Here is a 23239-nt window from a genome sequence, read left to right on the forward strand (position 1 = left end):
TTGTATCCATCCCGACAATGATGTTCGGTGAGTAAGAAATCACTCAGAAGGGGATGCGCTATGGACGAGTACTCGCCAAAAAGGCATGATATCGCGCAGTTGAAATTTCTCTGCGAATCCTTGTACCATGACTGCCTTGCCAACCTTGATGAAAGCAACCATGGCTGGGTAAACGACCCAACGTCTGCCATCAATTTACAGTTGAATGAGCTGATAGAGCATATCGCAACCTTCGCACTTAATTATAAAATTAAGTACAATGAAGATAATAAGCTCATTGAGCAAATTGATGAATACCTGGACGACACCTTTATGTTGTTCAGTAGTTACGGCATTAACGCCCAGGATTTGCAAAAATGGCGTAAATCGGGAAACCGGCTATTCCGCTGTTTCGTCAACGTGAGCAGAGCTAACCCGGTTAGCCTTTCCTGTTAAAATTATTACAATTACTAAGGTGAATTTATGTCTGATAAACCACTCACTAAAATCGATTATTTGATGCGCTTACGACGTTGTCAGTCAATTGACACCCTCGAACGCGTGATTGAAAAGAATAAATACGAGCTTTCTGATAATGAACTGGCCGTATTTTATTCAGCCGCTGACCATCGTCTTGCTGAGCTGACCATGAATAAGTTGTATGACAAAATCCCTACTTCTGTATGGAAATTTGTCCGTTAATCTTTGAAGGGTGTCTGTAGAGTTCTACGCCACGTTCTGAGTTTTTTACCTATCCCGTTATGTTCCCTGTGCCCAGGCCAGGTCTCCGTGTAAAACGTGTTCATCAGCAACAATGTTGTGACGACAGTCACATCGGCTTTTCGGGAACGTTCCCCTCTCGACCTGTTCCGATTACCCTGCGGTAATCATTTCCAGAGAGGTTTCCTATGAGCGTAGAAAAACAGAAGATGATTGCCGGTGAACATTATCGCCCCGGCGATGAGACGTTACGGGCCGACCGACTGCGGGCCCGCCATCTGGTTTACCGCTATAACCACACCGCGCCCGATGAAAAGACAGAACGCCAGAATATCCTGGCGGAACTTCTGGGGCAAAGCGAAGGCGCTTATATAGAACCGAGCTTCCGCTGCGACTACGGATACAATATTTATCTTGGCAAAAACTTTTACGCGAACTTCGACTGCGTGATGCTGGATGTCTGCCCTGTTCGCATCGGCGATAACTGCATGCTCGCGCCGGGTGTGCACATTTATACGGCCACCCACCCGCTGGATGCAGAGGAACGGAACAGCGGCGTGGAGTTTGGGAAACCGGTCAACATTGGGAATAATGTCTGGATTGGTGGCCGGGCGGTCATTAACCCTGGCGTCACGATCGGTGATAATGTGGTGGTGGCCTCCGGCGCCGTGGTGACAAAAGACGTCCCGGCTAACGTCGTCGTGGGCGGCAATCCGGCAAAAATCATCAAAACTTTATAAGGGCGCGGGGAGCCAACTGTTATGGTCTTTTAGCGCCTGACTGTTACTTTTTTCAGCCCGATGGCTCCCCTAAAATTGGCAGACACCCTGTATTGTCAACTCTTATGAAGGCAAAAAATGACCGAGATACAGCGCCTGCTTACCGCCACCATCGACGATCTTAACCTCCGCGAAAAGCGCGACAATCGCCCGCGCTTTAGCATTAGCTTTATTCGCAAACATCCTGGACTGTTTGTCGCCATGTATGCCGCCTGGCTGGCGACGCTGATTGTGATGCTGAAGTCCGAAACGCTGGTGGACTCCGTCTGGCTGCTGGTTGTGCTGTTTGTGGTCTTTAACGCCTTTTTCTTTTTCGACGTGAATCCGCGCTACCGTTACGAAGATATCGACGTTCTCGATTTTCGGGTCTGCTACAACGGTGAATGGTATAACACACGTTTCGTGCCCACGGAGCTGATCGACAGCATCATGCACTCTCCGGCCGTTGAAACAGCGCAAAAAGAGAAGCTGCAGAAAATGGTCTCCACCAAAGGCCAGCTCTCTTTCTATGATGTCTTTACCCTTTCGCGCCCTGCTGCTGCGTAATTAACGCCTGCAGACGCCGGATCCCCGGCGCAAACTGCGAAGCAGAGGTGTTGCCGTAACCTAAAACCAGACCGGTTTGCCCCTGCTTCGCCTCCAGGTAATACCCGCTCAGTGCAGCGGGTGCCAGCTGAAACGCCCTCGCCTGCGCCACCAGCGTCTGGTCGTCAATATCGTATATCGCCAGCGTCAGATGCATCCCGCCTTCACCGGCCAGTATACGGTGCGGCGTGTGAAGCTCTGCCCCCAGCACCTCCCGCAGCTGGCGGTATCGCTTACGATAGAGCCGACGCATGGCGGCAAGATGACGGGCATAGTGGCCTTCTTCAATGAACAGCGCCAGCGTACGCTGTTCGGCACGATGCCCGCCCCGCAACAGCGAGCCGATGGCCGGGCGAGCCGCTTTCGCCAGCGCTGGCGGCAAGACCATGAACCCCATTCTGAGCGACGGAAACAGCGTTTTACTGAATGTTCCCAGATAAACCACGGGCGCGTTGTTGACCATCCCCAGCATCGCCGGAACAGGCTCACCGGCATAACGGAATTCGCTGTCGTAATCGTCTTCAATGATCCACGCGTTGTGCTGCCGGGCCAGTTCCAGCAGCGCCAGACGTCGCCGGGCACTGAGCACGCTTCCGTAGGGGAACTGGTGTGAAGGTGAGGTAAAAATCAGCGAGGGAGCAGGCGCATCCCGTCCTTCCCAGCACATTCCCTCGTCATCAACAGGGATTCCCGTCATGGTCAGGCCTGTTTTAACAAACGCGCTCTTTGCCCCGCTATAGCCGGGGTTTTCCACCCACGCGACATCGCCAGGCTCACTCAACAGCATGGTGCACAGGTTAACCCCCTCAAGCGCCCCTTCCGTTATCACTATCTGGCCGGCGTCGCAGTCGATACCGCGGGACAGGGCGAGGTGTCGGGCAATTGCTGCCCGCAGCGACGGTTCACCGGCCGGGTCGCCATACCCTAGCAGGGCACTTCCCTCCTCGCGCATCACGCGATCGTACAATCGCCGCCACAGCGGTAGCGGAAAATAGTTGATAGCCGGGGTTCCCGGGGTAAACGCCAGCACCGGCGTGTCCCGGGGCACGGGCGCTGGCAGCAGGCCGACCCGCCGGGCGAGCCTGATGGCAGGGTCCGGCAATGTCCGGGCGACAGAGCGGTGAGCGAGCTGTGCCACCCGCGTTCCCTGGCGGTTACGCTGCAAATACCCTTCCAGCGTGAGCTGGTCCAGCGCCGCATTGACGGTATTGCGGGAAAGGGAGAGCTGCTGAGCCAGCGTTCGCGAACCGGGAAGCTGGCTGCCGGACAGTAGCCTTCCGCACAGTATGGCCTCCCGTAACGCAAGATAAAGCGCGCGTTGGCGCGTCTCTTTCCCACGTTTTTGCAGGGCAGCATTGAGCAAGGTATAAAATTCATCACCCGGTATATTCATCTCGCCTCCTCGTGGCACCATCAAAACATAGCGCAGTGGTTCTTTTTAAGGAACCAGCAATTCACTAGTCTGGAACTCTTTTCAACGTCACGGAAATTAAGATGAAGACATTCAATCAGTTCGGACAGCCAGTAGGCGAAGCGCTTAGCAACTGGCAGCCTCGTCAGCACCCGTCCCGGGTCGTGCTTCAGGGACGCTATTGTCGGCTTGAACCGCTGCGCGTGGAGCATGCCAACGCGCTGTTTTCCGCCTATTCCCTCGCTGAAGATACGCGCAGCTGGACGTGGCTGCTGCGTGAACCCGACGCTACCGCAGAGGAATTTGCCGAATGGGTGGCGAGCGTAAGCGAGTTATCCGACCCCATACACTTTACCGTTATCGATAACCAGACCCGGTCTCCGGTCGGGACGCTGTCCCTGATGCGGATCGATCCTAAAAACGGAGTTGTGGAGGTGGGGCACGTTCACTTCTCGCCTCTTTTAAGCCGCACGCCCATGTCAACAGAGGCGCAATATCTGCTGATGCGGTATGTGTTCGATACCCTGGGCTACCGGCGTTATGAGTGGAAGTGCAATAGTTTGAACGAGCCTTCCCGCAAAGCGGCCCTGCGTCTGGGTTTTCAGTTTGAGGGGCGTTTTCGTCAGGCGCTGGTCATAAAAGGTCATAACCGGGATACCGACTGGTTTTCGATTCTCGACAAAGAGTGGCCGGCGCTGGCAAACGCCTTTGAAAGCTGGCTTGCCACCGACAATTTTACTGCCGATGGCAAACAGAAAAGATCCCTGGAAAGCTGGCGAGAAACGCGCGTTTAGCGTCTTTTTTTACGGCCCTGCACCGCCTTAAAGCGCGGATTGGATTTGCAAATCACGTACAGGCGTCCCTTGCGTTTGACTATCTGGCAATCCGGGTGACGCTGTTTTGCACTGCGCAATGAGTTAAGTACCTGCATGGTTAGCCCCGCTTCGCATTGAGAAAACCGCCAAAACGCTTGCGGAAGCGCGCTGCGCTGCCGTCCGTGGAGAACGTTTTCTGCTTACCGGTATAAAACGGGTGCGATTTTGAAGAAACCTCGATGGTAATGTACGGATACGTTTCACCGTCGAGTTCAATTTCGCGGTCGGTCTTAATGGTTGAACCCACTTTGAAGTATTCATTCGCGCTGGTGTCGTGGAATACCACGGTGCGATACGCTGGATGGATGTTTGGTTTCATCGTAAACCCCTTATGTTTTGTTATAACATAACAAAATAATATCCAGGCCAGGTTAAAAAAACAACCCCTTCCTTCTGACGATATTTTCTGGTTTACCTGAGATAAAATGAAAACCACGCCACCCACGTGCTATAACTATATCATTTCGCGGTAAAATCTTTCTCTTCAGGCAGGGAACTCAGTGCTCAGGAACGGGTATACGAGGAAGGAAACGACAGCATGAAAACCCGACATCTGGTCAGTCTGGTGACTGGCATACTTATCTTTTCCGTGCTGGTCCCCATTTGCCTGAGCATCTGGCTGGCTCATCGTCAGGCGGAAGATAAATTTGTCGATGCGCTGGATAACTATGCCTCACGCGTGCTGATACGTACCGACAAGGTCGTGGGGCAGGCGAAGGAAGCGCTCAATCATCTGCAGGCCTTTGAGGGGGTGCCGTGCAGCCCCCTGCAGTTAAGGGAGATGCGACGGGTCGCTTTCTCGTGGCGATATGTGCAGGAAGTGATTTATATCGACAACCTCAGGCCACTCTGCTCCTCTCTTGAACAAACCAGCCATGCCGCCCCTTTCCCCCCGCCGATGCGCGTTACCGAAGATGGTTACAGCGCATGGCTGACCACGCAAAACGATCTGGGGTTTCATCGCTACATGGCCGTACTGGGGCAAGGTCATTACCTTGTCCTGGTCGATCCGGCCTCGCTTGTGGATGTGATCCCCTTCGGCGAGATAGCGATTGATGCTGCCCTGGTAGGAAATACCACACGCCGCATCTTTGCCAGCAGCAATACGCTCGATCCGCATATCCGTGACACGATCATGGGTCAGGAGATGACCAGCATACAGTACGACGGTTCAATGTACGTTATGAAGCCCGTCCCTGAACTGGGGTTTACCGTCGTTGCATGGGCTACGCTCAAACCGCTGGCTGAAACATGGCACCGGCAGCTGCTTTTGTGGCTGCCCTTCGGCATCCTGATAAGCCTGCTTGCCGCGCTCTTTGTCCTGCGGATACTGCGTCGCATCCAGTCGCCGCGCAACCGCCTGCTCGACGCCATTAACAGCCGCGATTTTGTGGTTCACTATCAGCCCATCGTGGCGCTCTGTAGCGGAAAAATTGTCGGCGCAGAGGCGCTGACGCGCTGGCCGCAGCCGGACGGAAGCAGCCTCTCGCCTGATATTTTTATCCCTCTTGCTGAACAAACCGGGCTTATCTCCCAGCTGACGCAGCTCGTTATCGAAAAGGTGTTCGAGGATATGGGCAGCTGGCTGCATCTTCACCCCGATCAGCATATCTCCATCAACCTCGCGCCCGCCGATTTGACCTCCGGCACGCTGCCGCCGCTGCTGAGTCACTTGCTGAACAAATGGAAGGTCCACCCAGGCCAAATCGCCCTTGAGGTCACCGAGCGCGGCTTTGCCGATCCCAAAATCAGCGCGCCGGCTATCGCCGCATTCCGCCGTTCGGGGCACCCTGTCTATATTGATGATTTTGGTACGGGCTATTCCAGCCTGAGCTATCTGCAGGATCTGGATGTCGACACGCTAAAAATTGATAAATCGTTCGTGGATGCGCTGGAGTATAAAAACGTGACGCCGCACATTATTGAAATGGCGAAGTCGCTGAAGCTGGCGATGGTGGCGGAAGGCGTCGAGACCGCCGGGCAGCTCGCCTGGCTGCACCAGCACGGCGTGCAGTACGGACAGGGCTGGTACTACAGCAAAGCGCTACCAAAGACGGAATTTATTCTTTGGGCAGAAAATAACCTCGGCACGCACGCTACTTAAGGTAGGATTTCATCACCTGTAGCACCACGCCAAGATCGGCTTCACGCTGCGCCTCTTCGGGCTCTTTCACCACGTGATCGGTAAGGTGCCCTTCAATCACCTGCATCATCATGCCGTTGACCGCTCCACGGATCGCCGCCAGCTGCTGTAACACCTCGGCGCATTCGTGTTCGCTGTTGAGCATTTTTTCGAGCGCGGTGCTCTGCCCCTGAATTTTCTTCAGGCGAGTCAGTAACATCTTCTTGTCGCGAACGGTATGTGACATCTCTGTCTCCCTCAGTTTTGGCTTTTAGAGCATATCACGCTCTACTCCCCCTGAGTATTTTTCTACTGGGGGGTAGTATTAAGCTACTGGGGGGGAGTACTATTTGCGCACGCTTCCATTCCGGAAATTTCAATGAACGATTTCGCCTCACTCCTGCAGCAGGGTAATGCCTGGCTGTTTGTTCCCAGCGCTATCCTGCTCGGTGCACTACATGGCCTGGAGCCGGGTCACTCAAAAACCATGATGGCCGCCTTTATCGTGGCTATCCGCGGCACGCTGAAACAGGCGGTCCTGCTCGGCCTGGCCGCTACGCTTTCGCATACGGCAGTAGTCTGGATTATCGCCATGGCGGGTTTATGGTTTGGTCGGGGATGGGATGCGCATACGTCTGAACCCTGGTTCCAGCTGATCTCAGGGGTATTGATCGTTGCGATCGCCCTGTGGATGGCGTGGCGAACCTGGAAAGAGAGCCAGCCACACGATCATCATCACGACCATGATCATCACCACCACCATGACCATGACCATGACCATCATCATGAACATCACCACCACGAACACCCGCTGGTTGAAGAAGAGTGGCAGGACGCCCACCAGCGCGCGCACGCGCAGGATATTAACCGGCGCTTCAGCGGCCAAAACGTCACCACCGGACAGATCGTAATGTTTGGCCTGACCGGCGGGCTTATCCCCTGCCCGGCGTCCATTACCGTTCTGCTGATCTGCCTGCAGCTGAAGCATTTCGCCCTCGGCGCGACGCTGGTGTTCAGCTTTAGCATTGGTCTGGCGTTAACGCTTGTCGCTTCCGGCGCGATTGCCGCCTTGAGCCTCAAGCACGCGACCAAACGCTGGCCCGGGTTTAGCGAATTCTCCCGTAAAGCACCGTGGATCTCCGCTGCGCTGATTACCGTGGTAGGGATTTATATGAGCCTGCATGGCCTGAGCGGCATTCTGGCGTAAGCCTGCGGCCACACTCTGTGGCCGCATCTCCAGGGTCAGTTAAGGGTTCTGCTGCCAGCTGAAGGTATAGCGAAGCTGGCGTGTCTGCAGGAGGAATTCCGGCGAGACGCTGGGGCTCCAGGAGTCGTCGCCGCCCACGCCCATATGGAACGCATCGAGATTGAGCCAGCATCCCGGCTCTTCGCGCAGCAGATGGTGATGGGTTGTCTCCCGCAGCTGCTGCTGGCCGTAGCGGCTCACCGAGAAATGGAACCGGCCGTTCAGCTGATGCGTTCCCAGCGCCAGCTCCCGCGTATCACAGCGCAAACCATTTTCCGTCGGGAAGATATACGGCGTATGCATCTCCGCCAGGGGTAATGTCCAGCGCCCCTGCTGTGCCGCCAGCTTTCTGTCCGGATAGTTTTCATGCGGCCCCAGCCCCAGCCAGGACACGTTTTCCGGCGTTTCGGCGAGATGAACGCTCAGGCCAACGCGCGCGGGTTCCGGGAGATCAGACGCAATATCCACCTGAATGTCGCCGTGGAGTACTCCCCGATCGTCCACCCGCCAGGTTTTACGACTCAGAAACAGCGCGTTGCCGCGATACGCAAGGACGTGCTGGGTTGTGACCACCACCTCGTCTGCGTGCTGCGCTGCCTCACAGTAAAGAACGCGCGAGGTGAGATCGTACATGCCCGCCGCTTTCCAGCGCTCAACCCAGGCATTCGGATCGATCTTCGTCGCTTCACTCACCCCAATATCATTATCCAGCGGCGCACGGCTGACGTTATCCGTCAGAGGTGATATCAGCGTTTTCACGCCATTTCGCCACCATTGAGCCAGGTTTCCGGTTGCGCGATCGAACTGCCAGCGCTGTTGACCATGCGCGATCTCAAGGATGCGGTCGTTTTGCGTCAAAACCGGCGGCTCGCCCGCAGAGGCTGGCGGTGCGACAAACAGCGGAGACGGAAGCAGCCACTGCTCCCACGCGCAGCGATGGTCAGTCGGTGACCACGGCGTTGCCCGCGGCTGGCGCACTTCAACATTCAGCCAGACTTCTCCCGGCTCGGCTTTCAATTCCGGCAGAGCGATCTCCAGACGCTGAACGCCTTCAGGGGCTATCGCCAGCGTCACCTCGCCCGAAGCCAGTACCTTCCCATCCCGGGCAACCGTCCAGCTCAGCACTTCGTTATCGGTATGGCGGAACAGGTACCCGCTTTGCACCTCAATCACCAGCGGAGAAGTGCTGACCCGCGTAAAGGTGAAGAACTGCTGCGCGCGCTGCGCCTCGAACAGCGCCGGGTGCGGCGTGCGATCGGGGAAGACCAGGCCGTTGAGGCAGAACTGCCGATCGTTTGGCTTATCGCCAAAGTCCCCGCCGTACGCCCAGAACGCGTTGCCATTTTCGTCTTTCTTCGTTAATGCCTGATCGACCCAGTCCCAGACAAATCCCCCCTGCAGGCGAGGATGGCTGCGAAACGCCTGCCAGTATTTCGCGAATCCGCCGAAGCTGTTTCCCATCGCGTGGGCGTATTCGCAGAGGATCAGCGGACGCGTTTCATCCGGCATGCCGATCCATTTCTTGATTGACCATTTAGGCACCGCCGGGAAGGGTTGATCCTGATCGACCCGGTCATACATCGGACAGACAATATCGGTCGCCGCCGTGTTCGCGCCGCCGCCTTCATACTGCACCGGACGCGTCGGATCCGTGGATTTCACCCAGCGGTACAGCGCGTCGTGGTTTGCACCGTGGCCGGACTCATTGCCCAGCGACCAGATGATAATTGAGGGATGATGACGATCGCGCTGCACCATACGGGTCACGCGCTCGCTCATGGCGGGCAGCCAGCGCGGATCGTCAGCAAGGCGGCTCATCGGCACCATGCCGTGGGTTTCGATGTTGGCTTCGTCAACAACGTACAGCCCGTAGCGATCGCAAAGCCGGTACCACAGCGGATGGTTCGGATAGTGCGAGCAGCGAACGGCGTTGAAGTTGTGCTGCTTCATGATCTCGATATCGCGGCGCATCGTCGCTTCGTCCATCACCTGGCCGTTTTCCGGGTGATGCTCGTGCCGGTTAACCCCGCGGATCAGCAGCGGTTTACCGTTGAGCTTCAGCAGGCCGTTGCTGATTTCAATCCGGCGGAAGCCGACATCGCAGGCCTCCGTCTCCAGCACGTTGCCCTGCGCATCCAAAAGCGCGATCGTCAGACGATAGAGTTCCGGGGTTTCTGCACTCCATAACACCGGGGCTGTAACCGGGATCGCCGCCGTTAACCGCTCGGCCCAGTTGCCGCGCTCGTCCACAATGGCAGATCCGGGCCGTTGGGTAGTACTGCCACACCGCTCGCCGTTGCGCCACAGCGTGATCGCCACCTCGCATTCCGGGTAGTCAGTGCCTGCCAGCGCGATGTCGACTTTCAGCACCGCGCGGTCCAGCTCCGCATTCAGATCGGTGACCACGTGATAATCCGCGATGTGCGTCTCCGGCTTATGCAGCAGGGAGACATCGCGGAAAATGCCGCTCATGCGCCACATGTCCTGATCTTCCAGATAGCTGCCGTCGCACCAGCGCAAGACCATGACCGCCAGGCGGTTCTGCCCGGGGCGTAATGCCGCTGAGAGGTCAAACTCGGCGGGCAATCGACTGTCCTGGGAATAGCCTATCCACTGCCCGTTGCACCACAGATGGAACGCCGAGTTCACGCCGTCAAAAATAATTCGGGTTTGCCCACGCTGAAGCCAGGCGTCATCAACGTCAAATGTGAGCGAGTAACAACCTGTCGGGTTTTCCTGCGGCACAAAAGGCGGGTTAACGGGGATGGGATAGGTGACATTGGTGTAGATAGGCGTGTCGAACCCCTGCATCTGCCAGTTCGACGGCACGGGCATCGCGACGGCATCCGCGCAATCTTCGCTGACCCATGCCTCAGGAACCCGCTCGGGTGCAGAAAAGTAGCTAAATCGCCACATCCCGTTAAGAGAGCGCCTGCTGATAGATCCAGCGTCATCTCTGGCGGAAGATTCATTACGCCAGCTGTCTAACGGCGCGTGTGCGGGCAGGCGGTTCCACTGGGTAACGCCGGGGTTTTCCCAGTCCCGACGGGCCAGAATGTCGCTGAGGGTCAGCGAGGATGTGTTGGACATAGTAACCTCTTTGCGAAGCGCTCACAATTTTGGTTAACATGCCCTGGCATTCTGCGACGGTAAAGCATTCAATCGCAGGGTAGCGAGTCCGATCACAAAAGTCTTATTTGCGGACAAGCTGCTCGGCCAGGAGAGCCAGGCTTCTGAGCTGCTGCGCCAGATCCTCGCGTTCAGCCTGCTGCGGCGCGCGGCGCGCGCTGGAATGGCGGGTAACCAGCGTCACCGGCAGCTGAACCTGCCAGCACGTCTCGCCTTCGGTGGGGGCCAGCAGCCACTCCACGCTGCGCTCGCCCGCCTCGCGAAATGCCTGGCGAATGGTCGTCAGCGGCGGGGAAAACCAGGCGCTGTCAGCCGTATCGTCGAACCCGACCACCGACATCTGGCCCGGGATCGCGATCCCCTTTTCCGCGCAGGCGCGCATCACCCCGAGCGCCATTTGATCGTTCGCCACCAGAATGGCATCCGGCAATGCGGTACCCGACAGCAGCACATGTCCTTTCTCATAACCGCTGGCCGCGCTCCAGTCTCCGTAGGCCACCGCAGCGGCTTCATGCCCCGCGCGGGCCAGAGCCGCTTTCCACCCCGCCAGACGCGCCCGAGCAGAGACCGAGCTTTCCGGCCCGCTCAGCAGAGCAATATGCTGATGCCCCAGCGAAAGCAGATGCTCAACGCCCAGATGCGCGCCCTGCCCGGCGTTAAACACGAGGCTGTTTACCTGTGCTGAAGGCGAGACATCAAGAAAAAGCACCGGTACGGGCGACGCCAGCGCCCTCAGCTGTTCGGCGTGTTCATCATCAAGCGGAACATTCACCAGCAGCGCGTCCACCCGCTGTGCCAGCAGCGCCTGTAGCGCGGCCTGACACTGCTGCGGTTGCTCCACCATGGAGATAAGGACGCTCGCCCCCTGTTCCGCCGCGCGGGATTTTACCGCCGACACAATCTGCGAGGGCGCATGCAGGGCCAGATCGGTGGTGATGAGTCCCAGCGTGCGGGTGCGTTTACCCGCCAGCTGCTGTGCCCGCAGGTTAGGCACGTAGTGCAGCTCCGCCATCGCCTGCTGAACCTTTTCCCGGGTACGGGCAGACACATGCTCCGCGTCGTTAATGACGCGAGAGACGGTCTGATAAGAAACCCCCGCAAGGAGGGCGACATCATAGAGAGTGATAGCTTTCATGCATTGTGGCATCGCGTGAGTCGGGGCCCACTATTGTGGCACAGCGACGCCGTTAAAACATGTGAGCGCTTCGCAAAATTAAACAACCCGCTCCGGCTGCGCGATTTCAGCAACGCTCGGCTTCTGGCGGAACCAGGGCAGACAGAGCTGGATAAGTGGGCCAATGGTCAGGGCGTACACTACCGTTCCCACCCCAAACGTGCCGCCCAGCACGCACCCAATCAGCAGGACGGACACCTCAATGGAAGTACGCACGCTGCGAATGGACCATCCCAGCCGGGCATGAATGCCGGTCATCAGGCCGTCGCGCGGGCCTGGCCCAAAACCGGCGCCGATGTACATGCTGGTCGCAATCGCGTTCATCACGATGCCCGACACCAGGAAAGCGATGCGAACGGCCAATGAATCCAGTTCCGGGAGAAGCGCCATACTGGCGTCCGCCGCCAGACCGATACAAATCACGTTGCTGATGGTGCCCAGGCCCGGCATCTGGCGCAGGGGGATCCACAGCAGCAGCACCGCAGCACCGGTTAAAATGATCACCATTCCGATAGTCATCCCCAGCTGTATCCCCACCCCAAGGTGAAAAACATCCCAGGGATCGACACCCAAATCGGAACGAATAAACATCGCGGTGGACAGGCCATACAGCCCTAAACCGACATAGAGTTGTAGCAGACGACGTACCATTTTTATCTTCTCCAGTGAACCAGGCTTTCATCCTGGCCTAAAATGGCACTATGATTAATGTCCAGTTTTCAAATAGTGGACTGCATATGTCGTCACGTCGCTTCGGAAGCCAGTCGCTGGTACGCCTTTTAGGCCACTGGCAGCAAACCTCATCCCGCACGCCGCTCTGGCGGCAGCTGGCCAATGCGCTGCGCCTGTTAATCCTTGACGGTCGTCTGGCATTGAATACACGGCTACCGGGGGAGCGCGAGCTGGCCACGGCGCTGGACGTGAGCCGGACCACCATCAGCAGCGCCCTCGCCCATCTGCGCGAGGAGGGATATCTTGAAAGCCGCCACGGCAGCGGGTCACGCGTGATCCTCCCGGATACGCGCGCCGTTCCCACGCTTTCCGCGGCGAGTGCCGCACTGGATCTCTCCACTGCCGCCCTCAATGCCGGGCCGGAAATCCACCAGGCGTATACCCACGCGCTCACGGCCATTACGCAGCACCTGGCGCTGACGGGTTACGATCAGCTAGGGCTCCCGACGCTGCGGGAGGCCATCGCTGCGCGCTACACCGCGCGGGGTCTTCCCACCCGCGCGGACGAAGTAATGGTGGTCAATGGCGCCGTCAGCGGCTTCGCGCTGGTCCTGCGGATGATGACCGGGCCGGGAGATCGCGTCGTGGTCGATCACCCCACCTATCCGCTGGCGATTGCCGCCATTCAGGGCGCGCAGTGTCGGCCCGTGGGGGTGTCGCTGCCGGAAACGGGCTGGGATACGGACGGTTTCGCCGCCACGCTTGCCCAAACCGCGCCGCGCCTGGCGTACCTGATGCCTGATTTTCATAACCCCACCGGGCGCTGCATGGATGTCGCGACCCGTCAGGCCATTACCGATATTGCTGCGCAAACCCGTACGACGCTGGTGGTGGATGAAACGATGGTGGATCTCTGGTTTGACGCCCCTCCTCCGCCCCCGCTGGCCTCCTTTAACCCGCAGGCCACCGTCATCACCTTAGGTTCTGCCGGAAAAAGCTTCTGGGGCGGGCTGCGTCTCGGCTGGATCCGCGCGTCCTCGCGCACGATCGCCACGCTTGCCCAGACGCGCGATACGCTGGATTTAGGCTCGCCGCTGCTGGAACAGCTAGCGGCGCTGTGGCTCATCAACAACAGCGAGACGTTTCTACCCGCACGCCGCAAAATGCTGGCGGAACGACGCGATCGATGCGGTGAACTGCTGCGTGAACATTTCCCGGAGTGGACATTCCATGAAGCAGAGGGCGGGCTCTCATACTGGATTGAGCTCCCCGGCATGCTGGCGACGCAGCTTGCCGCGCGGGCTGAGATTCTGGGGATAAATCTGGGGACCGGTACGCGGTTTGGTTTATCGGGTGCGTTTGACCGCTATTTGCGGATGCCCTTCTCGCTCGAGCCGACAGAACTTGAACAGGCGCTGCTGAGGATTAAACCGTTATGGCTCGCCCTGAATAAAAACGTGCCACCTGTAAAACGCAGCGTGATTTAATAGCAAAAAGTTTGAAGCCGATCATAAAAAATAAAAACTGCTGACTGTCATGGATACAGTCAGCAGTTTTCACCAGTCCGGAATTAATGCTGAGCAGGAATAGGAAACCCTTTCAGTGAAATAACGAAGTTATCACCGTCTTTCTTTATTTTTGCGCCAGTATCACACCAGTCAGACGCAATACGAAAGAACTCATCACTTCCGACATTCCAGCCAAGACGTACATGCTTCACGTAGCCTGAACGCAACAAATCGCAGGCCTCTTTGTAGTCACTGGCAGTAGACAGTTGTTGTTTCATTTTCGCTTCTTCAGAAGTTTACGTAGAGCCTTGATTTCTTTAGGAGTAAATGGAGAAACATTCTCTTCTTCCGTATGCTGATTATCAATATCCTCTTCCGATACTCCCGCCTCTTCTACTGCCTCGAACGCCAGCAGCAGCAGTTTCTCTGTCGTCACGCTTAAATTCTCGTTATTCACTTCCGCATAGTGGCGAAGCCTTTCTTTTAGCGCGTCATCAATCTTAACGTTTAATACCGCTGTAGCCATGTTTATCACTTCCCTTCGGAATAAGTACTTTATTTAATACACGAAGTTAACAATGTTATCCAGATATATATTTTTTTGAGTTATGCCAGAAAATAGACGGCCAACGATAAAATGCCCGACTATTATTACAAGTTTATGACAATAATATTTCAGCACGATGAAATATATATTACATGCTATAGGCATAATCTTATTAGGGAATAACGTCCAGGGAAGAGGCAAAAATCAGGGAAGAACGCAGAGGCTCAGAAATGGGTGGGGGCCCTGCCAGCTACATCCCGGCACACACGTCGTCTGCCCTGGCTGCTTCCTTCCGGACCTGACCTGGTGAACAGAGTAGCGTTGCGGGAGAACCAACAGAGCCCCCATTGAGAGCGTTGATAACCAACGCGCTGGCGCATTATCCCTGTGCGAAGGCCCAATTGCAAGCCGCCAGGAACCGGATGCTGGTTTCTTGCGCAAACAGGCGCAGCAATCAAGGCGATCTTCGTTTACCATGGCTCTCCAGAAACTCCCCGCAGGTGAAGGTATGGACGAGCAGGACTCTTTTCCACAGCGCGTATGGCAAATCGTGGCTTCAATCCCGGAAGGCTATGTCACCACCTATGGTGATGTCGCGCGCCTGGCCGGTTCCCCGCGCGCGGCGCGACAGGTTGGAGGCGTCCTGAAACGGCTGCCGGAAGGCAGTACGCTGCCCTGGCATCGAGTGGTGAACCGTCATGGCGCCATCTCACTCACCGGGCCGGATCTCCAGCGTCAGCGTCAGGCGTTACTTTCAGAAGGGGTGCAGGTGTCAGGGTCGGGTCAGATCGATTTACAGAAGTACCGGTGGGTGTACTGACCCCTCTCCCGAAGGAGAGGGGAATAACCACATTACATCTGCGTCGGTGGGGTTGGCAGAGACGGCTGATTGGTTTGCGGTGCGACCGGCACTTCGGTCTGCTGTACTGGCACCAGGTTCAGGTCGATTTTGGTTCCACCGTTGTTAATCGCTTCCTGGACCGTATCGGTGATAAACACCAGCTTACCGTTAATGGTGACCGCTGCGCTCAGCAGAATACGGGCATTAGGCTGCACATCCGACGGGTTATACGGCAACACGAAGCTAAACGGCGCCTGCTTGCCTTCAGTACGGACGGCACGCTGGGCCACGACTTTCGACGGCGCGTCGGCCAGGGAAGCATCAGACAGCGTCACCGTTAATACCGCATCCGGCGGCAACGCAACTTTCTGTTTAATCCAGATGGTACCGGAAACGTTAGGCTGCTGAATGGACTGCTGCGAAAGGGTATTAATCCCGTTCGGGTCAGCTGCTGGCACTGGCACCTGGGCGCTCTTACCGGCACAGGCGGACAACGCCACCGCAATCGCTACACCACTTAGCATAGGCACGAGTTTCATTGAAGTCTCCTTATCATCAATGCACCAGCGGGATCGATCCCATCCGATGTCGTTTCAATCACATAACGTAGTTAAGTGTGGCACAACTCACTGATTAATGCCTGAAATCATCCCGATATTCAGATTATTCTACCCATCGGACCACTTTCATTTCTGCGTTATACTCTGCCTATCTTTCGCTACGGCGTTTATTGAGGACAACTATGAGTCAGGCACTGAACAATCTGCTGACATTACTGAATCTGGAAAAAATTGAGGAAGGACTCTTTCGCGGACAGAGCGAAGATTTAGGCTTACGCCAGGTCTTCGGTGGGCAAGTCGTTGGACAAGCGCTGTACGCTGCAAAGGAGACTGTCCCGGCAGACCGTCTGGTGCATTCATTCCACAGCTACTTTTTACGCCCTGGCGATAGCGCGAAACCCATCGTGTATGACGTTGAAGTTCTGCGAGACGGCAACAGCTTCAGCGCGCGCCGCGTCGCGGCCATCCAGAACGGTAAGCCGATCTTTTACATGACCGCCTCTTTCCAGGCACCGGAGCCGGGCTACGAGCATCAGAAGGTCATGCCCCCTGCCCCCTCGCCGGACGATCTTAAATCGGAAACGGATATCGCTCGCGCATTGGCGCATCTGCTGCCGCCGCAGGTTAAAGAGAAGTTTCTCTGCGATAAGCCGCTTGAGATCCGCCCCGTCGAGTTCCACAACCCGATGAAGGGCCACACCGCCGAGCCAAAGCGTCAGGTGTGGATCCGCGCCAACGGCACCGTGCCGGAAGATTTCCGCGTCCATCAGTATCTGCTGGGCTATGCGTCTGACTTCAACTTCCTGCCGGTGGCGCTGCAGCCGCACGGCGTCGGCTTCCTCGAAAAAGGGATGCAGGTCGCGACGATCGATCACTCGATGTGGTTCCACCGTCCCTTCAACATGAACGAGTGGCTGCTCTACAGCGTGGAGAGTACGTCGGCATCCAGCGCCCGCGGGTTTGTACGTGGGGAGTTTTATACTCAGGACGGCGTGCTGGTCGCTTCAACGGTGCAGGAAGGGGTGATGCGTAACAGAGGTTGATGTAAAAAGCCCGGTGGCGCGACGCTTACCGGGCCTACGTTTTGTGCTGTTGTAGGCCGGGTAAGGCGAAGCCGCCACCCGGCAAGCCACTCAGATCATGCGTTATACGCATTCTCGCCGTGGCTGTTCACATCCAGACCTTCGCGCTCCTGCTCTTCCGGTACGCGCAGGCCGACCGTCATGTCCGCCAGCTTGTAGCCGATGAAAGCGACGACCGCAGACCACACCACGGTGATAGCGATGCTTTCCAGCTGCACCAGCACCTGATGAACCATAGTGACGCCTTCTGCGTAGCCCACGCCACCGAGCGATTTCGCCGCGAAGATACCGGTCATGATACAGCCGACAATCCCGCACACGCCGTGCACGCCGAACACATCGCAAGGGTCATCCACGCGCAGAACTCGTTTCAGTGCGGTGACGCCCCACAGACCCGCCAGACCGGACACCAGGCCGACCAGCAGCGCGCCGCCGACACCGACATAACCACACGCAGGGGTGATACCAACCAGACCGGCAATCGCACCTGAACAGGCACCCAGCAGGGAAGGTTTACCGCGCACCGCCCACTCGCCAAACACCCAGGAGAGGATTGCACCCGCCGTGGCCACAACGGTGTTCACGAAGGCCAGCGCGGCGATTTCGTTGGCCGCACTTGCTGAGCCGGCGTTGAAGCCAAACCAGCCAAAGTAGAGGATCGCAGTACCGGTAAAGACCATCGGCAGGTTGTGCGGTTTGAACGCCTCTTTACCGAAGCCGACACGTTTGCCAATCAGATAAGCGCCCACCAGACCCGCGACCGCGGCGTTAATGTGGACAACGGTACCGCCCGCGAAGTCCAGCGCGCCGTGCGTGGCCAGCAGACCACCGCCCCAGACCATGTGCGCAATCGGCACATAGGAGAGCGTCAGCCAGACCACCACGAAGATCAGGACCGCAGAGAAACGAATACGCTCGGCGAGCGCGCCCACAATCAGCCCGACGGTAATGCAGGCGAACGAGCCCTGGAACGCCACGTGAATATACTGATAGAAGCTGCCCATCAGCGCGGTCAGTTCAATGTTTTTCAGCATCACCCAGTCGAAGTTACCAAAGAACGCGTTACCCGTGCCGAACGCCAGAGAGTAACCGTAAACCACCCAAAGCACGCAGACCAGTGCAAACGTCACGGCAACCTGCGTCAGCATGGAGAGAACGTTTTTGCCACGGATCAGACCGCCGTAGAACAGCGCAATGCCCGGAATGGACATAAACAGCACCAGCGCGGTGCTGATCATCATAAAGGCGTTATCGGCTTTGTCGGCCACCGCAGGGGCAGCAGCCAGCGCCAGGCCCGGCAGCAGCGCCAGCGAACCCAGACCCGTTTTAAGTGTTGCTATCTTCATTTTCTCGATCCCTATCACTGTGTGCCAGGCGTTAATTACAGTGCCGCTTCGTCAGATTCGCCGGTACGGATGCGAATGACGCGCTGCAGTTCGGCAACGAAAATTTTGCCGTCGCCAATTTTGCCGGTGTAGGCCGCTTTGCTAATGACATCAATGACTTCATCAAGCTGATCGTCAGCAATCGCGACATCAATTTTTACTTTTGGCAGAAAGTTAACGCTGTATTCCGCCCCGCGATAAAGCTCGGCATGACCCTTCTGACGACCAAAGCCTTTCACTTCGGTGACAGTCAGTCCCTGAATACCCATTGAAGACAATGCTTCACGCACGTCTTCGAGTTTGAATGGTTTGATTACAACCGTAACCAGCTTCATAGATCCCCTCCAGTCAGAATTCGGTAATGGCCGCAGCTTACGCGGAAGGTATTGCAAGGGATGTGCCAGAAATGAAAACGTGAGGGAATCGCGGCGCGATGTGCGTTACACGGTTCTGATAAATGAACCGGTGAAAAAAAACGCACCATGCCGGTGCAGGGTGCGTTTCATTTTTGCACCAACAGGAATGACTGTTAGCGCGGCGCCTCATTTTAGTGCATCAGGCGCTAAGGGACTCTTCATCACGCACGCTGGCGGCCAGCTCTTCGCCCGCCAGCTGCAGCTGGTACATCTGCCAGTAGCGCCCTTGTGCTTCCAGCAGCTCGCGGTGCGTACCGCGCTCCACGGCCTGTCCGCGATGCAGCACCAGAATCGTGTCCGCGTCGACGATGGTGGAGAGCCGGTGAGCAATCACCACCAGCGTCGTGTGGTCGCGTACGGCGGCCAGCGCCTGCTGAATCGCCTGCTCGGTTCCAGAATCTATGCTGGCCGTGGCTTCGTCCAGAATCAGCACCTGCGGCGTTTCAATCAGGACGCGCGCCAGCGCCAGGAGCTGTTTTTGCCCCACGGAGAGGTTGTTGCCCTGCTCGCCCAGCTTGGTGTTGATCCCGTCGCTAAACCCGCGCGCCAGCTCTGCCAGCTGCACCGTTTCCAGTACAGCCCAAACCTGCGCTTCTGAATAGTCCCGTCCCAGGGTTACGTTGGCGTAGAAGGTATCGGCCAGCACGACCGGATCCTGCTGCACCATCGCAACGCCTTTGCGTAACACCGTGTGGCTGAGCGACGCGAGCGGGCGCCCGTCGAGGCGGATTTCGCCTTGCGTGACCGGATAGTAGCCCATCAGCAGGCTGGCGAGCGTGCTTTTACCGCTGCCGGTATGGCCCACCAGCGCGACGAAACCGCGTGACGGCACATCGAGCGTAATCTCCTGCAACACCAGACGGTCTTCGCGATAGGCAAATGAGACGTTATCAAAGGTGATAGCCCCGCTTTGCAGAGGTCGCTCGTCATTGCCGTAGGCCTGGCGCGGCCTGTCCATCAGCTCAAAGACGCGCTCACCGGCGACAACCGCCTGTTGCAGCATCGATTGCTGCGTAGTGAGTTCGATCAGCGGCTCGTTGAGACGTCCAAGATAGCTAATGAAAGCGTACAGCACGCCCACTTCAATCGTACCGTTTGCGCTCAGGCCAAAGAGCATCAGCAGCCCACACAGCACCAGCGCTGAGAACAGGCTCAGCAGCGGTCGCAGCAGGAAACCGTCCAGGCGCAGCGTCTGCATACGCGCCATATAGTGTGAACGGCTGGCTTCGCCCATGCGCTCGCCAAAGCGCGCCTGCTGGCGGAACTGCTGGATGACGCTCATGCCGTTAATCACTTCGTTGAAGCCATCGTTGATGTCGGCCAGATAGGCGCGAACCCGACGCACAATCGGCGTGCTGTAACGCTGGTAAATCACCATGACGATCAGCACCGCCGGGAAGATCGTTATCGCCACCAGCGCCATGCGCCAGTCGAGGCTGAACATCGCCACCAGCATCGCGCCAATCAGCGCCGCGCTGCGTAATACCGTCGCGACTACGGTGACGTACAGATCGCGGATCACCTCGGTATCGTTGGTCACGCGCGAAATCACCTGCCCGACCGGCTGGGTATCAAATTCGCTGAGCGGCTGGCGAAGCGCCGCGTCCATCACATCAGTACGCAACTGCTGAACCACGCCCACGGCGGCACGGTTAAACAGCAGCGACTGCGCATAGTGCAGCCCTGCCGCCGCCAGCTGCAACCCAACGTAGGCCACGCCTAAGCCCGCCACCAGCCCCAGCGGCAGGTAGCTTTTGGCGACCATATTGTCGATGAAATAGCTGATGAGCAGCGGTCCGCTCACTTCGGCAATCGCCGCAATCCAGAGTAAAAGCACAGCAACGGAGAGCGGTTTACGCCACGGTGAGCCGTAGGCCAGCAGACGTTTGAGCGTCGGCCACATCGTTCCAAGCTTACGCATTGGCGGCCTCCTCATCCTGCTCCGGCGCATCGTCCAGCGCCGCCTCAAGCTGCTGATAGCGGTACATATCACGATACCAGCCCGGCTGCTCGCTAAGCGTTTCATGCTGCCCGCGCTGGGCAATATGGCCGTGCTGCAAAACCAGAATTTCGCTGGCTTCGGTGAGCGCTGACAAACGGTGGGCACTGATAATTATCGTGCGTCCGTCGCCCCACTGGCGCAGGTTATGCAGGATCTGATGCTCGGTACGGCCATCCACGGCGGAGAGCGCATCGTCCAGAATCAGGATTTCCGCATTGAGCAGCAGGGCGCGGGCAATGGAGATACGCTGTTTTTGCCCGCCGGACAGCATGACGCCGCGTTCCCCGACTTCCGTTTCGTAGCCCTGCGGCAGGCGCAAAATGTCATCATGCACGCTGGCTAAACGCGCCACATGCTCGATCTCTTCCTGCGTTGCCGCAGGGCACCCAAGCGCGATGTTGTTCGCCACGGTGTCAGAAAAAAGAAACGGCGTCTGGCTGACGACCGCCAGGCGACCACGCCACTCATCCAGCAGCAGCCTGGTCAATGGAATATCATGGAAGCGAATATCGCCCTCGGTGACGTCAAAGTGACGCTGGAGCAGCGAGAGTACGGTACTTTTACCGGAGCCCGTCGGGCCGCAGATGCCGAGCATCTGGCCCGGCTGAAGGGTAAAACTGACGTTCTCCAGTACCGGATGTTCCGTTTGCGGATAGATAAACTTGCGGACGTCGACTTTCATGACGCCGCGTCCTTCCGGCAACGCTTCGCTGCCGTCATTGACCACCGGCGCTTCGGCCAGCATGGCGCGAATACGGCTGTAGGCGGCGCTGCCGCGCTCCACGATGTTAAACATCCAGGCCAGCGCCAGCATCGGCCAGATCATCAGCCCCAGATACATGGCAAAGCTGGTCAACTGGCCCAGGGTGAGCGTGCCCTGCACCACCATCCAGCTCCCGCCGCCAATCGCCAGCATATTTGCCATGCCGATTGCGATATAAATCGTTGGATCAAATCGCGCGTCAATACGCGCGACGCGCATGTTTTTCGCCCCCGTGTCGGCCGCATCGGCGGCAAACAGCGCGGACTGCCGGTCTTCCAGACCAAACGCTTTGATCATGCGGATGCTGGTCATGCTCTCCTGGGTGCGATCGTTCAGCGACGAAAACGCCGCCTGCGCCAGCTTGAAGCGCTCGTGCAGTTGTTCGCCATAGCGATTGATCGCCAGCGCCATGAGCGGCATCGGCAGCAGCGCCAGCAGGGTCAGCTGCCAGCTGATCTGCGTTGACATGACGATCAGCACCGCGCAGCCCATTACCAGCGAGTCCACCAGCGTCAGCACCCCTTCCCCGGCGGCAAAGACCACGCGATCGACGTCGTTAGTCGCGCGCGCGATAAGATCCCCGGTGCGATGGCGCAGATAAAATTCGGGATGCTGTCGACTCAGCTGGCGATAAAAATCTTCACGCAGCTCAACGGCCAGCTGATAGGACGCACCAAACAGCAGCACACGCCAGACGTAGCGCAGCAGATAAACAATGACCGCCGTCAGCACCAGCGTGCCAACCCACATCAACACCCGTGCGGTGGTGTAATGCTGTTCGGTGACGCCATCCACGACGTAGCCCACCACTTTCGGCGGGATCAGCTGCAGGATAGCAATGATAATAAGCAGGGCGACTGCACCGAGGTAGCGTTGCCACTCCCGACGAAAGTACCAGCTTAATTGGGCAAATAATCGCACGCGGTTTGTTCCTGAAGGTATTTTACGAAGTTATTCAATGGGTAATGCTGTGGTGTATTTAATCTGTTCCATAGCGAAGCTTGAGGTGACGTCCGATAACCCCGGCACGCTGTTCACCAGCCGCTTGTAGAAGTCATCATAACGCTTCATGTCGGCCACCTGGACGCGCATCAGGTAATCGTACTCGCCGGCCATACGCCAGAAACCGAGCACTTCGGGCATCTCAGACACCTGGGTAACGAAGCGGCAATACCACTCGCTGCTGTGATGCTGGGTTTTTATCAGCACAAATGCCGTCAACCCAAGCCCCAGTTTTTCAGGATCTAACAGCGCGACGCGCCCCAGCAGAATACCGTCATCTTCCAGCTTCTTAAGCCGCTTCCAGCACGGGGTGGTGGTCAGATTAACGGCATCTGCCAGCGCCTGCAAAGAGAGGGTACAGTCACTTTGCAGCAATGAAAGGAGCTTGCGGTCAATTTTATCTAGCATACCCACCTCACAGAGAAAATTTTTCTCCCTTAA

24 protein-coding genes, 1 other RNA gene and 1 pseudogene are annotated in these 23239 nt (G+C 57.3%); 10 read left to right on the forward strand and 16 right to left on the reverse strand.

Annotated features, from left to right (window positions below; genetic code table 11):
* Nucleotides 1-60: 60 nt before the first annotated feature.
* The 4 genes from tomB to HMPREF3143_RS01260 all read left to right on the forward strand — a co-directional run bounded on the left by tomB (nt 61) and on the right by HMPREF3143_RS01260 (nt 2024).
* Nucleotides 61-435: an Hha toxicity modulator TomB gene (gene tomB, locus HMPREF3143_RS01245; RefSeq protein ID WP_008499288.1), complete on the forward strand. Its 375-nt coding sequence runs from the start codon at nt 61-63 to the stop codon at nt 433-435.
* A 27-nt stretch (nt 436-462) separates the two neighbouring features.
* Nucleotides 463-681, forward strand: a complete 219-nt coding sequence (locus HMPREF3143_RS01250) for an HHA domain-containing protein (protein ID WP_008499287.1) — start codon at nt 463-465, stop codon at nt 679-681.
* Nucleotides 682-887: 206 nt separating this feature from the next.
* On the forward strand, nt 888-1439 hold the full coding sequence (maa, locus tag HMPREF3143_RS01255; RefSeq protein ID WP_008499286.1) for a maltose O-acetyltransferase: 552 nt from the start codon (nt 888-890) through the stop codon (nt 1437-1439).
* Between the two features lie 117 nt (nt 1440-1556).
* Complete coding sequence (locus tag HMPREF3143_RS01260) at nt 1557-2024, forward strand: YlaC family protein (protein WP_008499285.1); 468 nt, start codon at nt 1557-1559, stop codon at nt 2022-2024.
* Here HMPREF3143_RS01260 and HMPREF3143_RS01265 read toward each other — a convergent pair.
* On the reverse strand, nt 1996-3456 hold the full coding sequence (locus HMPREF3143_RS01265; RefSeq protein WP_070531477.1) for a MocR-like pyridoxine biosynthesis transcription factor PdxR: 1461 nt from the start codon (nt 3454-3456) through the stop codon (nt 1996-1998). The two genes, HMPREF3143_RS01260 and HMPREF3143_RS01265, sit on opposite strands and share 29 nt — an antisense overlap.
* 101 nt (nt 3457-3557) lie before the next feature.
* Between HMPREF3143_RS01265 and HMPREF3143_RS01270 the strand changes: the two genes are divergently transcribed.
* On the forward strand, nt 3558-4268 hold the full coding sequence (locus HMPREF3143_RS01270) for a GNAT family N-acetyltransferase (RefSeq protein ID WP_065101748.1): 711 nt from the start codon (nt 3558-3560) through the stop codon (nt 4266-4268).
* On the opposite strand, the gene ykgO is transcribed toward HMPREF3143_RS01270, so the two are convergent.
* Both ykgO and HMPREF3143_RS01280 read right to left on the reverse strand, forming a co-directional pair.
* Nucleotides 4265-4405, reverse strand: a complete 141-nt coding sequence (gene ykgO / locus HMPREF3143_RS01275; protein WP_003859006.1) for a type B 50S ribosomal protein L36 — start codon at nt 4403-4405, stop codon at nt 4265-4267. The two genes, HMPREF3143_RS01270 and ykgO, sit on opposite strands and share 4 nt — an antisense overlap.
* A gap of 2 nt (nt 4406-4407) precedes the next feature.
* A complete protein-coding gene (locus HMPREF3143_RS01280) occupies nt 4408-4668 on the reverse strand; it encodes a type B 50S ribosomal protein L31 (RefSeq protein WP_006176933.1) in 261 nt (86 codons plus the stop codon).
* A 219-nt stretch (nt 4669-4887) separates the two neighbouring features.
* On the opposite strand from HMPREF3143_RS01280, the gene HMPREF3143_RS01285 reads away from it, so the two are divergent.
* A complete protein-coding gene (locus HMPREF3143_RS01285) occupies nt 4888-6453 on the forward strand; it encodes an EAL domain-containing protein (protein WP_046091588.1) in 1566 nt (521 codons plus the stop codon).
* On the opposite strand, the gene HMPREF3143_RS01290 is transcribed toward HMPREF3143_RS01285, so the two are convergent.
* Entirely contained in the window at nt 6446-6718 is a 273-nt protein-coding gene (locus HMPREF3143_RS01290) for a metal-sensing transcriptional repressor (RefSeq protein WP_008499280.1), read from the reverse strand. The genes HMPREF3143_RS01285 and HMPREF3143_RS01290 overlap by 8 nt on opposite strands.
* A gap of 132 nt (nt 6719-6850) precedes the next feature.
* Between HMPREF3143_RS01290 and HMPREF3143_RS01295 the strand changes: the two genes are divergently transcribed.
* Nucleotides 6851-7678 (forward strand): nickel/cobalt efflux protein RcnA, encoded by an 828-nt coding sequence (locus HMPREF3143_RS01295; RefSeq protein WP_039265850.1) that lies wholly within the window; start codon nt 6851-6853, stop codon nt 7676-7678.
* Between the two features lie 39 nt (nt 7679-7717).
* Here HMPREF3143_RS01295 and HMPREF3143_RS01300 read toward each other — a convergent pair whose 3' ends face one another.
* From HMPREF3143_RS01300 to HMPREF3143_RS01310, 3 genes are all read right to left on the reverse strand, one after another.
* Nucleotides 7718-10807, reverse strand: coding sequence for a beta-galactosidase (locus HMPREF3143_RS01300; RefSeq protein WP_070531480.1), 3090 nt, complete (start codon nt 10805-10807; stop codon nt 7718-7720).
* Between the two features lie 103 nt (nt 10808-10910).
* Nucleotides 10911-11981: a LacI family DNA-binding transcriptional regulator gene (locus HMPREF3143_RS01305; RefSeq protein ID WP_032664019.1), complete on the reverse strand. Its 1071-nt coding sequence runs from the start codon at nt 11979-11981 to the stop codon at nt 10911-10913.
* Between the two features lie 78 nt (nt 11982-12059).
* Nucleotides 12060-12671, reverse strand: coding sequence for a membrane protein YczE (locus HMPREF3143_RS01310; RefSeq protein ID WP_070531483.1), 612 nt, complete (start codon nt 12669-12671; stop codon nt 12060-12062).
* An 86-nt stretch (nt 12672-12757) separates the two neighbouring features.
* Here HMPREF3143_RS01310 and HMPREF3143_RS01315 point away from each other — a divergent pair, with 86 nt between their 5' ends.
* Nucleotides 12758-14179, forward strand: coding sequence for a MocR-like transcription factor YczR (locus HMPREF3143_RS01315; protein WP_059363290.1), 1422 nt, complete (start codon nt 12758-12760; stop codon nt 14177-14179).
* Nucleotides 14180-14262: 83 nt separating this feature from the next.
* Here the strand turns inward: HMPREF3143_RS01315 and HMPREF3143_RS01320 are convergent, their stop codons facing one another.
* The 3 genes from HMPREF3143_RS01320 to ffs all read right to left on the reverse strand — a co-directional run bounded on the left by HMPREF3143_RS01320 (nt 14263) and on the right by ffs (nt 15085).
* Nucleotides 14263-14478 (reverse strand): hypothetical protein, encoded by a 216-nt coding sequence (locus tag HMPREF3143_RS01320; protein ID WP_023326800.1) that lies wholly within the window; start codon nt 14476-14478, stop codon nt 14263-14265.
* The gene (locus HMPREF3143_RS01325; RefSeq protein WP_021241644.1) at nt 14475-14726 is read right to left on the reverse strand and encodes a hypothetical protein; all 252 of its coding nucleotides are present in this window, start codon (nt 14724-14726) and stop codon (nt 14475-14477) included. The genes HMPREF3143_RS01320 and HMPREF3143_RS01325 overlap by 4 nt, the downstream gene beginning before the upstream one ends.
* A gap of 262 nt (nt 14727-14988) precedes the next feature.
* Nucleotides 14989-15085, reverse strand: an RNA gene (ffs, locus tag HMPREF3143_RS01330) — signal recognition particle sRNA small type.
* 84 nt (nt 15086-15169) lie between these two features.
* Here ffs and HMPREF3143_RS01335 point away from each other — a divergent pair.
* A pseudogene (locus HMPREF3143_RS01335) lies at nt 15170-15567 on the forward strand (MGMT family protein).
* Between the two features lie 32 nt (nt 15568-15599).
* On the opposite strand, the gene HMPREF3143_RS01340 reads toward HMPREF3143_RS01335, so the two are convergent.
* Nucleotides 15600-16127 carry a YbaY family lipoprotein gene (locus HMPREF3143_RS01340; protein ID WP_008503301.1) on the reverse strand — a complete coding sequence of 176 codons (528 nt, stop codon included), beginning with the start codon at nt 16125-16127 and terminating at the stop codon, nt 15600-15602.
* A gap of 203 nt (nt 16128-16330) precedes the next feature.
* Here HMPREF3143_RS01340 and tesB point away from each other — a divergent pair, with 203 nt between their 5' ends.
* Nucleotides 16331-17191 carry an acyl-CoA thioesterase II gene (tesB, locus tag HMPREF3143_RS01345; protein WP_023293157.1) on the forward strand — a complete coding sequence of 287 codons (861 nt, stop codon included), beginning with the start codon at nt 16331-16333 and terminating at the stop codon, nt 17189-17191.
* 95 nt (nt 17192-17286) lie between these two features.
* On the opposite strand, the gene amtB is transcribed toward tesB, so the two are convergent.
* The 5 genes from amtB to HMPREF3143_RS01370 form a co-directional block, all read right to left on the reverse strand.
* Nucleotides 17287-18576, reverse strand: coding sequence for an ammonium transporter AmtB (gene amtB, locus HMPREF3143_RS01350; protein ID WP_008503303.1), 1290 nt, complete (start codon nt 18574-18576; stop codon nt 17287-17289).
* A 35-nt stretch (nt 18577-18611) separates the two neighbouring features.
* The gene (gene glnK / locus HMPREF3143_RS01355; RefSeq protein ID WP_008503304.1) at nt 18612-18950 is read right to left on the reverse strand and encodes a P-II family nitrogen regulator; all 339 of its coding nucleotides are present in this window, start codon (nt 18948-18950) and stop codon (nt 18612-18614) included.
* A 220-nt stretch (nt 18951-19170) separates the two neighbouring features.
* Nucleotides 19171-20952, reverse strand: a complete 1782-nt coding sequence (locus tag HMPREF3143_RS01360) for a SmdB family multidrug efflux ABC transporter permease/ATP-binding protein (RefSeq protein ID WP_032674264.1) — start codon at nt 20950-20952, stop codon at nt 19171-19173.
* Complete coding sequence (locus tag HMPREF3143_RS01365) at nt 20945-22717, reverse strand: SmdA family multidrug ABC transporter permease/ATP-binding protein (RefSeq protein WP_021241647.1); 1773 nt, start codon at nt 22715-22717, stop codon at nt 20945-20947. Before HMPREF3143_RS01365 ends, HMPREF3143_RS01360 begins: the two co-directional genes overlap by 8 nt.
* Before the next feature lie 30 nt (nt 22718-22747).
* Nucleotides 22748-23206, reverse strand: coding sequence for an Lrp/AsnC family transcriptional regulator (locus HMPREF3143_RS01370; RefSeq protein WP_008503307.1), 459 nt, complete (start codon nt 23204-23206; stop codon nt 22748-22750).
* Nucleotides 23207-23239: the final 33 nt, after the last annotated feature.

Source organism: Enterobacter sp. HMSC16D10, assembly GCF_001807145.1.
Lineage (GTDB): Bacteria > Pseudomonadota > Gammaproteobacteria > Enterobacterales > Enterobacteriaceae > Enterobacter > Enterobacter roggenkampii.

Coding starts and splice junctions, on each gene's coding strand:
- HMPREF3143_RS01270 (WP_065101748.1), top strand. CDS start 3,558: ATGAAGACATTCAATCAGTTCGGACAGCCAGTAGGCGAAGCGCTTAGC.
- HMPREF3143_RS01305 (WP_032664019.1), bottom strand. CDS start 11,981: ATGAAAGCTATCACTCTCTATGATGTCGCCCTCCTTGCGGGGGTTTCT.
- maa (WP_008499286.1), top strand. CDS start 888: ATGAGCGTAGAAAAACAGAAGATGATTGCCGGTGAACATTATCGCCCC.
- HMPREF3143_RS01260 (WP_008499285.1), top strand. CDS start 1,557: ATGACCGAGATACAGCGCCTGCTTACCGCCACCATCGACGATCTTAAC.
- HMPREF3143_RS01370 (WP_008503307.1), bottom strand. CDS start 23,206: ATGCTAGATAAAATTGACCGCAAGCTCCTTTCATTGCTGCAAAGTGAC.
- HMPREF3143_RS01360 (WP_032674264.1), bottom strand. CDS start 20,952: ATGCGTAAGCTTGGAACGATGTGGCCGACGCTCAAACGTCTGCTGGCC.
- HMPREF3143_RS01340 (WP_008503301.1), bottom strand. CDS start 16,127: ATGAAACTCGTGCCTATGCTAAGTGGTGTAGCGATTGCGGTGGCGTTG.
- HMPREF3143_RS01290 (WP_008499280.1), bottom strand. CDS start 6,718: ATGTCACATACCGTTCGCGACAAGAAGATGTTACTGACTCGCCTGAAG.
- HMPREF3143_RS01325 (WP_021241644.1), bottom strand. CDS start 14,726: ATGGCTACAGCGGTATTAAACGTTAAGATTGATGACGCGCTAAAAGAA.
- HMPREF3143_RS01280 (WP_006176933.1), bottom strand. CDS start 4,668: ATGAAACCAAACATCCATCCAGCGTATCGCACCGTGGTATTCCACGAC.
- ykgO (WP_003859006.1), bottom strand. CDS start 4,405: ATGCAGGTACTTAACTCATTGCGCAGTGCAAAACAGCGTCACCCGGAT.
- HMPREF3143_RS01285 (WP_046091588.1), top strand. CDS start 4,888: ATGAAAACCCGACATCTGGTCAGTCTGGTGACTGGCATACTTATCTTT.
- glnK (WP_008503304.1), bottom strand. CDS start 18,950: ATGAAGCTGGTTACGGTTGTAATCAAACCATTCAAACTCGAAGACGTG.
- tomB (WP_008499288.1), top strand. CDS start 61: ATGGACGAGTACTCGCCAAAAAGGCATGATATCGCGCAGTTGAAATTT.
- HMPREF3143_RS01295 (WP_039265850.1), top strand. CDS start 6,851: ATGAACGATTTCGCCTCACTCCTGCAGCAGGGTAATGCCTGGCTGTTT.
- HMPREF3143_RS01265 (WP_070531477.1), bottom strand. CDS start 3,456: ATGAATATACCGGGTGATGAATTTTATACCTTGCTCAATGCTGCCCTG.
- HMPREF3143_RS01315 (WP_059363290.1), top strand. CDS start 12,758: ATGTCGTCACGTCGCTTCGGAAGCCAGTCGCTGGTACGCCTTTTAGGC.
- HMPREF3143_RS01320 (WP_023326800.1), bottom strand. CDS start 14,478: ATGAAACAACAACTGTCTACTGCCAGTGACTACAAAGAGGCCTGCGAT.
- tesB (WP_023293157.1), top strand. CDS start 16,331: ATGAGTCAGGCACTGAACAATCTGCTGACATTACTGAATCTGGAAAAA.
- HMPREF3143_RS01250 (WP_008499287.1), top strand. CDS start 463: ATGTCTGATAAACCACTCACTAAAATCGATTATTTGATGCGCTTACGA.
- HMPREF3143_RS01310 (WP_070531483.1), bottom strand. CDS start 12,671: ATGGTACGTCGTCTGCTACAACTCTATGTCGGTTTAGGGCTGTATGGC.
- amtB (WP_008503303.1), bottom strand. CDS start 18,576: ATGAAGATAGCAACACTTAAAACGGGTCTGGGTTCGCTGGCGCTGCTG.
- HMPREF3143_RS01300 (WP_070531480.1), bottom strand. CDS start 10,807: ATGTCCAACACATCCTCGCTGACCCTCAGCGACATTCTGGCCCGTCGG.